This window comes from Streptomyces sp. NBC_00224 (assembly GCF_041435195.1).
GTDB lineage: Bacteria > Actinomycetota > Actinomycetes > Streptomycetales > Streptomycetaceae > Streptomyces.
This window is the reverse complement of record NZ_CP108106.1, coordinates 8,562,998-8,578,107: the sequence shown is the minus strand read 5'-3', so window position 1 is coordinate 8,578,107 and position 15,110 is coordinate 8,562,998. Positions and strand designations below refer to the sequence as shown.

Annotated in this window: 12 protein-coding genes; 3 read left to right on the top strand and 9 right to left on the bottom strand. The window is 70.3% G+C overall.

The window, feature by feature from the left end:
• Positions 1-4: 4 nt before the first annotated feature.
• The 6 genes from OG965_RS38330 to OG965_RS38305 all read right to left on the bottom strand — a co-directional run bounded on the left by OG965_RS38330 (position 5) and on the right by OG965_RS38305 (position 9,114).
• Positions 5-4,390 carry a polymorphic toxin-type HINT domain-containing protein gene (locus tag OG965_RS38330; RefSeq protein ID WP_371656700.1) on the bottom strand — a complete coding sequence of 1,462 codons (4,386 nt, stop codon included), beginning with the start codon at positions 4,388-4,390 and terminating at the stop codon, positions 5-7.
• Positions 4,391-4,601: 211 nt separating this feature from the next.
• Positions 4,602-5,717 (bottom strand): ALF repeat-containing protein, encoded by a 1,116-nt coding sequence (locus OG965_RS38325; protein WP_371656699.1) that lies wholly within the window; start codon positions 5,715-5,717, stop codon positions 4,602-4,604.
• Between the two features lie 8 nt (positions 5,718-5,725).
• On the bottom strand, positions 5,726-6,355 hold the full coding sequence (locus OG965_RS38320; protein WP_371656698.1) for an RICIN domain-containing protein: 630 nt from the start codon (positions 6,353-6,355) through the stop codon (positions 5,726-5,728).
• 95 nt (positions 6,356-6,450) lie between these two features.
• Positions 6,451-7,008: an RICIN domain-containing protein gene (locus OG965_RS38315; protein WP_371656697.1), complete on the bottom strand. Its 558-nt coding sequence runs from the start codon at positions 7,006-7,008 to the stop codon at positions 6,451-6,453.
• A gap of 67 nt (positions 7,009-7,075) precedes the next feature.
• Positions 7,076-8,653 (bottom strand): AbfB domain-containing protein, encoded by a 1,578-nt coding sequence (locus tag OG965_RS38310; RefSeq protein ID WP_371656696.1) that lies wholly within the window; start codon positions 8,651-8,653, stop codon positions 7,076-7,078.
• Positions 8,654-8,832: 179 nt separating this feature from the next.
• Positions 8,833-9,114, bottom strand: coding sequence for a hypothetical protein (locus OG965_RS38305; protein WP_371656695.1), 282 nt, complete (start codon positions 9,112-9,114; stop codon positions 8,833-8,835).
• A 372-nt stretch (positions 9,115-9,486) separates the two neighbouring features.
• Here OG965_RS38305 and OG965_RS38300 point away from each other — a divergent pair, with 372 nt between their 5' ends.
• Complete coding sequence (locus OG965_RS38300; protein WP_371656694.1) at positions 9,487-9,672, top strand: hypothetical protein; 186 nt, start codon at positions 9,487-9,489, stop codon at positions 9,670-9,672.
• Between the two features lie 695 nt (positions 9,673-10,367).
• On the opposite strand, the gene OG965_RS38295 is transcribed toward OG965_RS38300, so the two are convergent.
• The 3 genes from OG965_RS38295 to OG965_RS38285 form a co-directional block, all read right to left on the bottom strand.
• Positions 10,368-10,919, bottom strand: a complete 552-nt coding sequence (locus OG965_RS38295; protein ID WP_371656693.1) for an isochorismatase family protein — start codon at positions 10,917-10,919, stop codon at positions 10,368-10,370.
• Positions 10,920-10,923: 4 nt separating this feature from the next.
• Positions 10,924-12,288 carry an MFS transporter gene (locus OG965_RS38290; RefSeq protein ID WP_371657169.1) on the bottom strand — a complete coding sequence of 455 codons (1,365 nt, stop codon included), beginning with the start codon at positions 12,286-12,288 and terminating at the stop codon, positions 10,924-10,926.
• A gap of 173 nt (positions 12,289-12,461) precedes the next feature.
• Complete coding sequence (locus OG965_RS38285; protein WP_371656692.1) at positions 12,462-13,409, bottom strand: LysR family transcriptional regulator; 948 nt, start codon at positions 13,407-13,409, stop codon at positions 12,462-12,464.
• An 80-nt stretch (positions 13,410-13,489) separates the two neighbouring features.
• Between OG965_RS38285 and OG965_RS38280 the strand changes: the two genes are divergently transcribed.
• A complete protein-coding gene (locus OG965_RS38280; RefSeq protein ID WP_371656691.1) occupies positions 13,490-14,413 on the top strand; it encodes a DMT family transporter in 924 nt (307 codons plus the stop codon).
• Positions 14,383-14,880: a YbaK/EbsC family protein gene (locus OG965_RS38275; protein WP_371656690.1), complete on the top strand. Its 498-nt coding sequence runs from the start codon at positions 14,383-14,385 to the stop codon at positions 14,878-14,880. The genes OG965_RS38280 and OG965_RS38275 overlap by 31 nt, the downstream gene beginning before the upstream one ends.
• Positions 14,881-15,110 lie beyond the last annotated feature (230 nt).

Here is a 15,110-nt window from a genome sequence, read left to right as displayed (position 1 = left end):
CGCTCTACGGTAGTGGATACGCGGTGTAGATGTAGTACCCACCCGGAACCTTCTTGCCGTCGGGACTCCTGCCCTTTTCGATCTTCTTGATCACGACTTTCACCCTGTTACTGGCGGCACCCGAACTGCCGTCCTTTCTGAGGAAAGTTCCCAGCGACCCTCCGCTGTACATCTGAACGGGAAGCTCTGCGGTTTCGTTGTGCTGCAGATTGCGGAGGTTGTTGGTGAGCCACTTCGCGTTCTTTTTCACCACCTCGTCCACGGCCGCCTGCGCCGTTGCCGCATCCGTCCACTTCGTGACGATGCCGTCCTTCTCCAGCTTCGCCGCGATCCTCGCCTCGGTCGGATTGATGTGGTCCTTGTAGGTGTGTGCCTGATCGCTGAATCGGCGCTCCGCTGCTTCCAGGTCGGTGCAGTTGTGGACGAGGGCATCGGTTGCTCCCACGCCCACGTAGTAGGTGTGGAACTCCCCGACCGTGAGGTCATGGGTGCGCTGGCGCTCGTGGTAGTTGACGACGCCCGTCACGGCGAGCGTCGAGCCCGCGGGGGTGCGCAGCCGGTTTCCCACCCGCACGTCGCCCGCGTCCACCCACTGCTTGCGGTCCGTCAGCCAGAAGGGGTGGTTGGATGTCGCCGTGACGGTGGCGGGGCCCTGGGCCGTGGTGACGACGAGGCGGGTGAACTTCTTGTCGTCCTCGGTGGTGAAGTAGTTCGTCACCGGCCGTACGTCGGTCCGCCCGCTCTCGGGATCGGTGGCGACCACCTTGTCCCCGATGCGCACGTCCTTGATGAGGCGGTGCGTGCCGTCGGCGAGCAGGACGGGGGTAGTGGGCGGGAAGCTGTGCTTCCTGCGGCAGTCGAACTGCTTGTAGAGCTTGTTGAGAACGTCATCGCTCTTCTTGAGCAGCTTCTTCGCCGCCGCCGATTCCTTGAGAAGGTCCCCGATGTTGGCGAGGCGCTTGATGGCCTTGGCGATCGCCGGGAACTTCTCGATGGCCCGGAGCGCCTTCCCCCACGGGAGGTTGTTGACCAGCGCCCAGAAGCAGGCCTCGACGTTTCCTTCGCTGTAGCACTTCTTGATGTTGTCGACGTCGAAGTACTCCTTGAGGACCTCACCGCCGATTTCCAGCAGGAAGTCTTCGAAGCCCTTGCCCGCCAGTCCCCGGGCCTTTTCGAGGTCTTCCTTCGAGATACCGGCCTCTTCGAGATCGGCCAGGTCCTCGTCGGACAGCTCGCTGATGTCGGTCTTCTCGGCGTTGGCGGCCTCTTCGAGCGCCTTGCGCTCCCGCTCTTCCTGGTCCGCCTCCGCCTTCTTGGCGACCTCGTCGGCTTCCTTGGCGTACTTGAGGGCGTTGTCGGCCGCCTCCTTCGCCGACTTGGCGTGCGTTTCGGCGGAGTCGGCGAGCTTTCCGGCGGCGACAGCGTCCTCTTGCGCCTGGGTCGCTGCGCCCTGTGCGGTGGCCGCCTCCTTCTCGGCGAGGTTGGCGGCACCCGCGGCCGCGGCGGCGTGGTGGTCCGCCTCGGCGGCGGCGCCCCGGGCGCGGGCGGCTTCTGCCTCGGCCTGGTTGGCGGCCTGGCGGGCCGCGGTGGCGTCGGCGTAGGCCTGGTTGGCCGCTGCCCGGGCGTCCTTGGCGTCCTGCTGTGCCTGGGCGTCGGCCTGGTTGGCACGGGCCGCGGCGGCCCGGGCCTTGGCGCCGTCGGCAGCGGCCTCGGCCGCGGACTTCATCGCCGCTGCCATCGAGCGTGCGGCGTTCGCGGACGAACGGGCGGCGTCGGCGGCGGCCTTGAAGGCCGGGGCGACCTGGGCGTTGGCCCGCTTCGCGGCGGCCTCGGCCGTCTCGGCGGCCTTCACGGCCTCCGCTGCCTTGGCCTCGGCCGAGGCGACCTGCTCCTGACCCATCTCCTGGGCGGCGGTGGCCACCGCCGCGGCGAAGTCCGCGTCGATGTCCTTGCCGGAGAACGGCGCGGTCAGCTCGATCGCGGTGTTGGCCGGGTCGGCGATACCGGCCGCGGTCGTGCGGGCGGCGTTGGAGGCCTGGACGGCGATACCGGCCTGGAGCCGGGCCATCGCGGCTTCGCGGACCGCGCCTTCGGCCTCGGTCTTGGTGCGGTTGGCCGCCTGGAGGGCGTTGTTGGCCTCGACGGCGGCCAGCCCGGCCAGCCGTGCGGCCTCGTGGGCCGCGACGCCGGCCCGCGCTTCCTGGGCGGTGGCTTCGGCGGCCTGGGTGTTGGCGCGCAGAGCGGCCGCGTGGGTGGCGGCGGCCTCGGCCTCGGCGCGGTTCGCGGCCGCGTTGGCTGCGGCGGCGGCCGCCTCGGCCTTGTTCGCCGCGGCGTTGGCGCGTGCCGCGTGCGCGGTGGCTTCCGCTGCGGCAGCCCGTGCACGGGCTGCCGCACCGGCGGCCTGGGTCGCGGCGGTACGTGCCCGGACCGCCGCGCCGCTCGCCGTGTCGGCGGCACTTTGTGCCTGACCGGCGGCCGTGTTCGCGGTGTCGGCGTCGGCCCGGGCGGTGGTCGCCGCGGTCTGGGCCTCGACCGAGTACGCGGTGCCCTTGGCCGCGGCCGCCATCGACGCGGTGGCCTGCGCACGCGCCTTCTTGGCGTCGGCGTCCATCCGGGCCTCGCGGGACTTGCGCCACGCCTCCCGGGACACGGTCTCCATGCCGCGCGCGTTCTCGTCGGCCTTGGCCGCGATGCCTTCCTGCTTCTCGGCGTCGGTCCGGGCCGAGGCCGCGGTGGCCGCGGCGGCCTGGGCGTCCGCGCGCGCCGCGGACGCGGTGCGCGCCTCGGCCTCCGCGCGGGCCCGGGCAGCGGCGGCGGCGTCCCGTTCGCGCTCGGCGCGGGCCCGCGCCTGTGCGGCCAGATTCCGCTCGCGCTCGGCGATCGCCCGCTGCTCGGCGGCGATCTTCGCCTGGCGCTGCGCCTCCACTCGCGCCTCGCGGGTCTTCTTGGCGTGCTCCCAGGCCTCCTTCTCGGCCTTCTCGGCCGCGATACGGGCCGTCTTGGCGTGGGCGGCCGCATCCGCGGCGATCTTGGCCTGCTTCTCGGCTGCTTGGGCCAGCGTGGCCGCGGCCTTGGCGTGCTGCTCGGCGTTGGCCCGCCATTGCTTGGCCTGCTGCTCGTGCAGTTCGGCCTGGTTCTTGGCGTTCAGGCCCTTGGCGTCGGCCTCGGTGGCGTCGATGGCGTGCTGCGCGGTCTGGCTCGCCTTGACGGCCGCCTCGGCCGCCGCGGCGATGCCCGCGGCGACGTCGGACCACTGCGTGCCGTAGGTCAGACCGGTCTCGACGAGAACACCCGCCTGGACCTTGGCCTGCCCGGCTGCCACCTGGGCGGCCTTGGCGGCGCCGGAAGCGATGGTGACCTGGCGGGCGGCCTCGGTCTTGACGCTGTCGTAGGAGGACAGGGTCTTGCCCGCGCGGTCGGCGGACAGCATGCGGTCCGCCTGGCGCGCCTGTCCGGCCGCGGAAGTCATCGCGTTGGACGCTTCCTTGAGGGCCTTGACCGCGTTGCCGTGGGCGGTGATGAGCTTGGTGCGGGCCTCGGCGGCGCGGGCGGCCTTCTCGGCCAGCTCGCGGAGCTTGTCCGCGGCCTCCTGGGCCTCCTTGAGCGCCTTCTCGTGGGCGGCCCGGTCGTCCGCGTCCTTCTGGGCGGCGATCTGGTAGCCCTTTTCGAGGAACTCGGCGATGACCTTGTCGTCGTTGGTGGCCAGGGCGGCCGCGGCGGCCTTCTTGACCTCGGGGCCGCCGGAGGCGACCAGCATCTCGACGCGCTTGCGCAGCTCCGCCGCGCGCTCCTTGGCGCTCTGCTCGTTCTTCTTGTCCTGCGCGCGGGCGATGTCCGCGCCGAACGCGAGGAAGTCGGCACGGGCCTTGGCGTCGGACTTCAGGGCCCGCTCGACCTCGGCGTTGAACACCGGGCCGCCGGTGCCGCGCATCGCCTCGATCTGCTGGCGGTTCTTGACGTCGGTGCCGTCACGCTTGTCCTTGGCGCGCTGGCGTGCCTCGGCCTCGCCGTGCTCCAGGAAGTCCTTGATCGCGTTCGGGTCGCTGCTCTCCAGGGCCTTCTTCGCGGCCTCGCGGACTTCGTCTTCCTCGTCGAACTCGGCGTAGTCCTCGACCAGTTGGCGGTCGCGCTCGGCGCTGAGCCTGTCCAGCTCGGAGCGTGGTGCGGGCGGCGGTGCGGCGTCGGCCTTCGGCAGGGCCGCGGCCACGCGGTCCAGCGTCGCCAGGGTCTTGGTGTACGACGCCTGCTCGGCGCCGGCGGTCGTGGCGGCGGTGGCCTCGGCCGTCGAGCCGCCCAGGATCGCCAGGACCAGGGTCGCGGACAGGGTCCCCGACGCTGCCGCGGTCGCACGACCGCGTATTCGTCCGGCCTTTGGCCAGAATCTACCCATCACGGGATGAATCCCCCTCAATTAAGGAAACAGAAAACACCCCCTGCCCCAGGCATCACCGCGCTGAAGAGCAGGGAGGACAGCAAAAACGCAGAGAACAAGGAGACGCGCGCGTAAGCAGGCGCGCGCAGAAGGGAAGCCACTGAGCGCGGGGCGTCCCGGGTACCGGCCGGCTGGTCACACCGGCCGGCACCCGGGACGGATCCGGAGATCAGCCCTTGACGCGGCTCTCCGCTTCCTGGGCCCGCTCGAACATGTCCTTCCAGAAGCCGGCCGACGCGGCCGCTCCCGCCTGTTCCTCGGCCCAGGACGTCTGGTTGGCCTCGGCGGGATCGCCGATGCCCTTCCAGAGCCCGTTCGCGGACTCCTTGGCGGCCTTGGCGACGTTCCGCCAGTTCTCCGCCTGCGCGGCCGCGGCCTCCTGCTCCGCCAGCCACGCCTTCTGCGCGGAACCCGCGTGCTCGGACACCGCCTTCCAGGCGGCCTCCGCCTCGGCGCGGGCCTTGGCGGCGTCGGCGGCGCCCTTGACCGCCTCCTGGGCGGCCGCCGCCTTCGCGATCAGCTGCGACAGTGCGGCGCGCCGGCCCGTCTCGGCATCCGACACGTGCAGCCGGTACGCCTCCAGGTCCAAGGACCCCCCGGTGGCCCAGCCGTACCCGTAGAACTCGGTGATGTCGGCATCCGTGGCACCCGGCCGCAGCGCCCACTGTGCCTCCACCCGCACCTGCTCGCCCGGGGCGTGCTGGGCGAGCGCGGCGACGAACTCCCGGTCCGCGGCCACGACTTCCAGCCGGTGCTGGACGTCCGCCTCACGACTTTCCCGGTCCCGCTTCTGCGCCTGCGCGTAACCGGTCTTCACGAAGGCCGCACGGTCGGCGTCCGAGCCCTTCAGCGCCTTTTCGGCAGCCGCGCGCACCGCCGGGGAGAACTGCGCGGTGTGCGTGGCCACGACCCGCTCGCAGAAACTCCGGTTCTGCGCGCGAGAGTCCTTCAGGCGCTGCTTGGCGTACGTGTAACCGCCGCCGGGAGCCATCCATTCGGCGATCGCCTCGTCCCCCCGGGTGCTGCGCAGCGCGTTCCACGCGGAGACGCGCAGCTCGGCCGGCAGCTTCGAGACGGCGATCGAGTGGACGTAGTCGCGCGCGCTCTGCGCGGCGGCGGCCTTCAACGCCGCCGCCGGGTCGGCCGGCTGCTCCGCCGCGGCGGTGGACGCGGCGGTGGACAGGGGCGCACCGGCCCATGCCGGTGCCGCCCCCGCCGCCAGCACTCCCCCGCCGGCCAGCAGGGCGACCGCCGTGGCCTGCGCGACCCACCACTGACGCCTCACTGCCGACCTCACTTGACCTTGACCGGCTTGATCTGCCACAGCTGGGCGTCCGACTGATTGCAATACCACGACTGGGCCTTCACGCCGTTCTCCGTCTTGGCGCTGACGATGTCCAGGCAGCGGTCCTGGGTGTGGGTGGGGCGCAGCTGGAAGAGCTTCCTCGCCGGGTCGACGAGCACGGCCTGCCAGCGCATCTGCGCTCCGCCCGAGCACGTCCACTGCTGAACGGCCGCGCCGGCCTTGGTGCCGCTGTTCTCGACTTCGAGGCACTTGTTGCCGGTGACGGTCCGCAGCTCGTAGGAGGCGCCGCCCTTGGGGACCATGCGCCAGTGCTGGGCGACGGTGTCGGGGTTGCAGGTCCACTGCTGGGCCGGCAGGCCGTCGTTGATCGCGCCGTTGTTGATTTCCAGGCACTTGCCGCTGGAGGCGACCTGCAGCTGGACGGTCGCCTCGGGCAGCTTCGCCCGCGCGGCGGCCTCGTCGGCGCTCGCGCGTGCCGTGTTGGCCGCTTCCCTGGCGGCCTTGGCCGCCTTGGCGGCCGCGTCTTCGGCCGCGTCGGCGTGGACGGCGGTCGCGGTGCCGGCCAGGGCGGCGACACTGGCGGTGATGGCCAGCGTGGCACGGATGATCCGGGACATGGGGTGTTCGGTTTCCTCTCGAAGGTGGGGGGTGCTCAGGCCCGTACGAAAGCCGGTGCCGGGAGCGGTGCCGGGAGCGGTGCGGGGACCGGCGGTCAGGCCTTGACGGGCTTGATCTGCCACTGCTGGGCCGCGCTGCCGTTGCAGTACCACAGCTGGGTGTTCGCGCCCTCGGTGACGGCGCCGCTCTTGATGTCGAGGCAGCGGGCCGCGGTCGTGTGCGCGGGACGCAGCTCGTACAGGTCCTTGGCGACGTCCACAAGGAACGGGCGCCACCGCATGTTGGTGCCGCCGCTGCACCACCACTGCTGGATGTTCGAGCCGCCCTCGGTGCCGCTGTTCTCCACTTCGAGGCACTTGCCGCTGTGCTTGGGCCGCAGCTCAAGGGTGCCGTCACCGGTGGGAGCCATTTCGAAGAGCTGGCTGTCGACGCCGTCGGCGCACGTGCTCTGCACCGCGTTGGCGCCGTTGCGCAGGCTGCCCTTGCCGATGGTCAGGCACTGACCGCTGTGCGCCGCCTGCAGCTGCACGGTGGCCGCCTCGGCGGCGGTCGTAGTGGTGGTGGTGTCGGCCGCGTGGACGGCGGTGACGGTGCCGGCCAGGGCGGCCAGGCCGGCGGTGGCGGCCAGCGCGCCTCGGATGATCCGGGACATCGGGTGTTCCGTTCTGTTCAGGTCCGCGAAGGAGTGTCCGCGAAGGAGTGGGGCCGGTCGGGCCGGATCAGGGCGCGAGCGGGTTGGCCAGCTTCCAGCTGGCGTCCTGGGCGAAGTCCTTGCCGCCGTCGAAGCGGTTCTTGCCGTCCTTGTCGGCGGCGTAGACGTCGCCCGCGAAGTGCCGCAGCCAGCGGTCCGGCTGACTCGCCGACACGAACGACTTGCCCGAGCCGGACAGGCCCGGGCGGGCGCACCAGGTGGCGGCCTTGGCCGAGCCGTCGCTTCCGTCGTGCGCGGCCGCCACGACCCGCTGGCCCTTCAGCGTCAGGAAGGAGCCGCGGTCACGGGCCGACTCGAAGGAGTAGCAGTCGGCCTTCTTGGCGAGGGAGGGCACCACGACCCAGGTGGCGTCCTCACGGTCGGCCTGCTTGCCCTTGGCCGCGACGGGCGCGACGAAGGCCTCGCCGGCGTCCACCCGCGACTGCCGGACGAAGAAGCCGGCCGGCTTGCCGGTGGCGGGCTGCAGCGACTGGCGCATCGCGCGGTACTGGTTGTCCTCCTTGAGGAAGTCGACGACCTGCTCGTCCGTGCCGGTCAGCGCCTTGTTGGCCTTGGCCACGAACCAGGGGTTGACCCCGGTCTTGGCCAGGGCGGCCGCGATCTGCTTCAGACGCAGCTTGTTGGCCTCGGCGATCTGCTTGCGCCGGTTCTCGGCGTCGGTCTTGTACGCCTTCTCCGCGCCGGTGTGGATGAACTCGCGCCAGTCGGCCGCGTTCGGACTCAGCGCCGCCTTCTGGGCGGCGGCGTACAGCTCGGGGCCGTTGGCCGCAACGGCCTGGCGCAGCAGTTCGCGGATGAAGTTGTCGTCGCTGAGGCTGAGCATGGCCTCGGCGGGCGTGAGGTTGAACAGGGCCGCCGTGCTCTTGCGCGCGGCCAGCTCCTGGCGGCGCTGCGCCTCCTCGCGGTTCTTCTCCTCAAGCTCCTTGAGCTCGGCCGCCACATCGCGCTGGTGGGCCTCGCGGGCACCGTTGGTGATGAACTCGCGCCAGGCGACCGCGTCACCGGCGAGCGCGGCTGCCGCCGCGGCCTTGACCTGCGGACCGGCGGCCTCGTGCTTCATGACGGCGCGTACGAAGTTGTCGTCGCTCAGCGCCAGCAGGTCGGGGCTGCCGGGGATGCCCACCGCGATGAGCGCCTGCGACTTGGCGAGCCGGTCGCCACGGGCGGCGGCCTCGCGCTCCTGCTCGCGCTTCCTGTCGGTCGCGTACGCCTCGTGGATGCCGCCGGTGATGAACCGTACGTGGGCCTCCGCGTCGGGGTTGAGCATGGCCTCCTCGGCCGCCATCCGTACCGCTTCGTACTTCTCGCCGCCCTCGCGGGCCTTGCGCCACAGCTCCTGGATGAAGTCCAGGTCACTGCGCTGGAGCACGTCCCACGTGGCGTCGAGGCCGACGACGGCGGCCGCCTCCACGCGCTGCTTCTCGTCGGTACCGATGGCGGCGGCCGCGGCCACGGCCTCCCCGGGCCTGGCGATGGCGACTCCCGGCGCGGCCACGCCGACCACTGCGGCCAGAGCGGTGGTGGTGACGATGCCGCGGGTGATGACCCTGCGCATGCGCGCAGAGGTGATGTCTTGCTTGTCCATGCTGGTTTGACTAGCCCTCTTCATCACGTAATGCCCCTGTACATAAAGGGGAGATGAAGGCGAAGTCTTGAAGAGTCACCCAATAAGAGTCAAACCGGACTAGTTGGATATGATCTCGTCCAGCACACCCAAAAATTGGTTTGCTTTTGCAATCTCATGGTGTGTGATTGGCTTGTTCTTTACTTGCGTCGCGTAGAGGAGCAAGACCCAACTCCAGCCGCGGGCTGCGTCCTGGCGGTCCGGGCACCCCCGTCCTGCGGCAGCCGGTTCAGCCGGTTCAGCCAGCCCGTCTCGGCGATGGCGTGGTGCAGATCCAGGATCGCCGCCCGCGTACGGCCCAGCAGGACGCCCAGGGGATCGGCGGGGGCCTCTTCCAGGAGCGGAAGGGATGCATACGACGCGGGGGCATGGGCACGCAGCCATGTCTCGATGCGCTGCCACGCGTCGGTCACCTGCCACACCGCTATCTCCTGCGAGTGCGGTCCTGGTGCCAGGGGTTGGTCCTTGGGGAGCGCGGAGGGGGCTGGCTGGCGAGGAACTCCGCGAACGCCGCCGCCTGCTTCGGGTCCATGTATCCCGCGCGTCCATGGCGCGCCCGCTCTTCCAGCCAGGCAAGATCACGCGCAGAGCGCATCTCGGCCACGATGACCCGGTCCCGCGTGAGCGTCATACGCAGGGCGGGCGCCCGAAGACGTTCACTCGCGAGACGGCGCTGGAACTGTCCGCCGGGGACGGCGACGAGCCGCCCGAACCGCTGCCGCCCTGGCTACCGCGAGGTCCTCGCTGCCTTCGAGCAGACCAGGCGCGGGCTCCGTGCAAAAGAGGTCTGCGAGATGCTGGGCATCGCCAACGAGCCGCGGCACACCGAGAGCATCCGCGCCAAGCTGAAACGCCTGGCCGACCGGGACATCCTCTCCGAACCCGAACCCGAACCCGAACCCGCACCCGCACCCGCACCCGCACCCAGCCTCTTCAGCCCGCTCAGGGCGCTGTCCCAAGCCGTCGACGACAGGCCCTGACCAAGCCCCTGACACACAGGACCAGCAGCGCAGCGACCAGCACATCGGCAGCCGCTCCCCCCGCTCCACGGGCGACACCCCGCAAGACCGAGACGGCAAATGCGTGGCTACCCCGGCCCGTCGCGGCCTCGGCGAGGCTCAGCGGAATGACGGCCACCAGCCCCCAACTCACCGCCGCCAGCCCGGCCAGGAACAGGCCCGCCCTGGTCAGCAACCCCACGACCCCCGGCCGCCCGCGGCTTGTGAGCATCCGCCCCCCATTCATACGTATGCGATGCCTGCAGATCCTGCCAGATAGCGCGCAACAGCCATCCCGGGGCCAGGCCCCCAATCTCCGGCACCTCGCGTCTCAACGCAGAACCCGCCAAAAGGTCCATAGAACACCCACTATGTTCCTCGCGGTCAGGCAGGGTGAGGGTGACCGTGTCGGCAGGAGCCGCGGCCCGTGCGGGGGCGGCGGGAGTGAACGGAGCAGCGAGGGCAGTGAGCACCATGGCGGTCGAGGCCGCTAAGGAGGCCGCGGAAGCGCCTGCAGAGCCGGGAAACCGCACCAGGCCCGTCCCGACGGCTGTAGGCCGACACCCCGAGAGCGTTGGCAAGATCGCACCCGCCTGAAACCACCTATGAAACGCGTTGCTTTGACGACCAACCGTCACCCCTGCGCCATGGCCGTACGGCGGCGACCCTCCCCAGCCTTACCCCTCGGGTGTATCCAGCTCCGGCGCCATGAAGTCAACTTCTATGGCAGGCAGGACCCGAACGCTGCGATCAGGAAAGTCGATGTGCCGGTAGATCTCGTTGTGGTGGGCGATCGACTGGTCTGGCGGGGCAAAGTCCGTCGGCTGAGAGCGGACCGATGTGGTGTGCCCGTCCGCCACCAGCACCAAGTCATAGCCGTGGCTGAGGGCTTGGCGGGCGGTCGTCTCAACGCAGTTCTCCGTGGCGAAGCCGGTGACAAGGACCTCGGTCACGCCGAGCCGGATCAGCGTCTCGTCGAGATCGGTGTCCAAGAAGGCGTCCGCACAGGTCTTCGTCACCACCGGCTCTCCGCTTCGCGGTGCCAGTCCGGGCAAGGCATCGCCGCATCCTCGCTGCTGAACCGTGATGACGGGAACCTTCGCGGCACGCGCCCGAGAGCTGAGTCCCGCGATGGTTCCGACGGTTCTCTCAGGGCGGTGCATGATGGGCTTCATGTCGTGCTGCATGTCGATGACGAGGAGCGCGGCGCGGTACGGCGTCGGTGGCATCGGCCTACCGTAGTTGTTCCTCGGCCGTGGCGACCGACAATCCCGAGGCATCGTGTTGGCCTGCGTCCGCGACGCGCGTCCGCCCTGCCAGGCAGGCGGCACCCGCAATCGGGAGGATCAGGAGCGCGTAGGCTCCGGCAAACGCCGGGAGCCGGCTCGTCGACGCCGCTGAGACTGCGGTGAACAGAGCCGACGTCACGGCCAGGACCAGGGTCTGGCCGAGGCTCTGCGAGGTCTGCATCGCGCCGCTTGCGTAGCCCTGCCTGTCGGGCGGAGTGTGCGCGAGTGACAGCAGTGTGAGTGACGGCGTCGCGAGCCCCATGCCGACGGCGGCCATCGCCATCGAGGACACCGCCGCGGCCGGAGGCACCGCCGGAATGGTGCACAGTGCCGCCACCGCCACCGCGGCGGCCATGATTGCGGCCCCGATGGCGACCAGCCGGTGCCGCGGCACCCGGTTCTGCAGGCGGCCCTGCACCCAGGAGGCTCCGGCCCAGGCAAGTGCCGCCCCGGTGAACGCGAACCCCGTGACCACGCCCGGCACATCGCGCGCCGTGCTGAGCATCAGGGGGACGAAGGCTTCCAGCGTGAAGAACGCGCCAGAGGTCAGCGCCCGCAGGAGCACCGTGGCGGGCAATCCGCCCCCGGCCCGCCAGGTGTGCGGTGGCAGCAGCTTCGGGGCGAACGTCACGAGCAGCACCACACCGACCGACGCGCACACCGCGTGCCACGCGTTGAAGGCGGAAACACCGTACTGGGTGAGAGCCGCGGCTACGCTCACCGCCACCGTGGCGGGCAGGGCGGGCCGACGCACGGATGCCTCGGGACTCCCAGGTCCTTGCGATGCTCCTGGCTGTGCTGGTTGTCGGCGAAGGAGCAGCACCGCGACCGCGGCAGGTATCAGGGTGAACCCGGCGACGCCGAAGAACACCACTCGCCATGACCATGACGCGGCCACGAACCCGGCGAGCGGGGGGCCGGCCAGTGACGGCACAATCCAGCACGCACTCATGAGGGACAGGGCGCGGGCGCGCAGGTGATCCGGGTAGGACTGCCCGATGGCCGCGTTGACGGACACGGCCACCAGGCCCGCCGCGATCCCGTCGGTGAAACGTCCCAGGACCAGTTGCCAGATGGTGGTACTGGTCGCGGAGACGAGGAGCGTCACAACGGTCAGGACCAGCCCGGCCGTCAGCGGTCGCCGGGCCCCGCCAAGATCCGCCCATGCCCCGCCCAGCACACCACCGAGCAGGCTCGCCGCCACGAACGCCCCTGCCACCAGCGGGTAGAGACCGACTCCGTCGAGGTCTCGGGCGGCCACCGGCAGCAACGGCATCACCGCCAGCGCCGCGAACCCGGTCAAGAACATCACCGCGGCGAAACTCGCCGTGACTGCCAGATACGTACGGGAGAAGAGTCCGGGGGCGGGAAGGGGCTCCGATGGTTCGTGGGGGTCACTTGTCACCGGCAGCAAGCTACGGCCCAGTTGGCGGGCCGGGCCAGCGATTTTCGGGAAGGTCGTGGTGGGTGCGCGGGAGTGCATCAGGCTTCGTCAGGGAGTGTCTCTTTCGCACTGGAACCCGCGTTGACGTCTCGGTTCCGGATCACTGCGGCTGCGTGGTGGAGTTCGTTGAGCACCATCCGTACGGCTCGCCGGGCGGAACGTTCGGGGCGGTGGAGCACATCGATGTGGCGTCGGGTGTGCACGCCGCTGAGCGGCCGGAAAATCAGTGCGGGGTGCGGACGAGTGGTCCAGCGTGGCATCAGAGCGAGGCCGCCTCCGGCGGCTACGGCTTCGGCGACCACCGTGAATTCGTTGATGCGATGGACGATGTTGAGCCGCCGGTTTGCGGCGGTCGCGATGGCGTCGATGGTCGTCATCAGGGGAAAGCCGTCGTGAACGGTGATCCAGGGTTGATCGGCGACGTCTCGCGGGGTGAGGCGTCGTTTGGCGGCGAGGGGGTGGTCGGCCGGCAGGGCGATGTCGAGCGGTTCGCGCAGCAGCGTGCTGGCGGCGACCGAGGCCGGCCAGGGTGGCGCCTGGTCGAGGCGGTGGGCGAGTACGAGATCGTAGTCCCGGGTCAGTCGCGGGAAGTGGTCTTGCGCGACATCCTCGTCGGCGAGCGAGAGCTGCGGGTGCCCGGGGCCGGTCCGGCCCCGCAGCAGCAGCGGGAAGAACGCGGCGGCCGCGCTGTGGAAGGCCGCCACCGACACACCCGCGTCCGGCCGGTCGATGAACTCCTCGATGGTGTGCCGTGCCCGGGCCAGCGCGGTCTCCACCTCGATGGCCGCGCTCGCCAGGGCGTTCCCGGCGTCGGTGAGCACCAGCCGCCGTCCCTCGCGCTCGGTGAGCGGGACGGGGATCGAGCGTTGCAGCAGTCGTAGCTGCTGGGAGACCGCCGAGGGAGTCATCAACAGCGCCTCGGCGGTCGCGGTGACGCTTCCCAGTTCGCCGAGCTCTCGCAAGATCTGCAACTGTCGTTCGTTCACCCTCTCAGTGTAGTGATACTTCAAGATCCCTTAAGAACTTCGTCCTTGGCTTCAGAGTGGAAGGGATGCAGCGTAGGGGGGTGTTCCACGCCCGCCGCACTGATGCAGTGCTTCTCCTTGTCGCCATCGTCTGGGGCTCCAGCTACCTGGCCGCGAAGACGGCCACCTACGTCCTGCCCGTCCTCGTAGTGCTGTTCGCGCGGTATGCGATCTCCGGGATCGCCTGCCTCGCCCTCGTCGCCATCCGGCAAGAGGGGCGCTACACCCGCGATGAGGTGCGTATCGGGTCCTTCTTGGGGGTCACCCAGGCCGCTGTCCTGGTTCTTGAGACGTACGGCGTCGCGCACACCAGCGCGGCCAACGCCGGCCTGATCATCAGCCTCACCATCGTGCTCACCCCACTGCTGGACCGCACGGCAGGCAACGGCCCGCTGCCCCCGCGCTTCTTCGCCGCCACAGGGTTGTGCCTGCTGGCCGTCACCCTGCTCATGTCCGGCAGCGGCTTCCACACTCCCCGCATCGGCGACCTGCTGATGCTCGCCGCCGCGGTGGTGCGCGCAGTGCATGTTGCGCTCGTGGGGCGACTGACGAAGGGCCGTGTTGTCCGGCCGTTGCAGCTCACGGCCGTCCAGACGGTTCTCGGCTCGGTGCTGTTCGCCGTGCCGGCCTCCAGCGGCCTGCCGAGGCTGACTCAGGTCGATCCCGGGGTCTGGGGCCAGCTCGTCTATCTGGCCCTGTTCTGCAGTGTGTTCGCCTTCCTTGCCCAGACCTGGGCGGTACAGAACAGCTCCGCGAGCCGGGCCAGTCTGCTACTTGGCACCGAACCGGTCTGGGCCGTCGCGGTCGGCATCGGCCTCGGCGGCGAAAAGGTCACCGCCCTCGCCGGCCTCGGGGCGGCGCTCATGGTCACCGGAACGTACTGGGGACAGGGCATCGAACGCACCCACCGCACCACCCACCCAGAGGAGTCCCCATGCCGGACAACGACACCTACCAGCGTCTGATCAACCTGCTCGACAGCACGGCAACCGTGTACAAACTCATTGACCACGAACCGGAAGGCACCACCGAAACGGTCAGCGCACTGCGCGGACACCCGGTGTCGGAAGCAGCGAAATGCCTCATCCTCATCGTCAAGATCGACCGGCGAGTCACTCGCCACGTGCTCGCGGTCGTTCCCGGTGACCGGCGTGTGGACCTCAACGCCATCCGCACGCTGTTCGCAGCCCGCTACGTCGGTTTCTGTGACGCGGCCACGGCCGAGCGACTGGCCCACGCCGTCCCCGGCACCGTCCTGCCCTTCAGCTTCGACCCCGAACTCGAACTCGTCGCAGACCCAGACGTCATCGCCCAGCCCTGCCTCTACTTCAACGCCGCCCGCCTTGACCGCTCGCTGGCCATCTCCGGCGCGGACTACACCAGGCTCGCCGAGCCGCGCATCGAACCCATCGCCAGTCCAGTATCGGACTGACACACCTCAAGACCCGCTGATCCGGGGCTCGGGAGGGGCACTGTTGGGTGTCCGACGAACGTGAGCTGTAGTACGCGCAGGCCGCCGCCAATCCGCCGATCGTCTGCCTCGGCGGCTCTCTCCCCGCCGACCGGTGGGGCTGCGTCTCGTCGGGCACGGTCTCGGGAATCCGGCGGTGGTGTCGTCGAAGGGGGCGCTCAACCTCGTTCCCGTACCTGCCCGTTACGGTC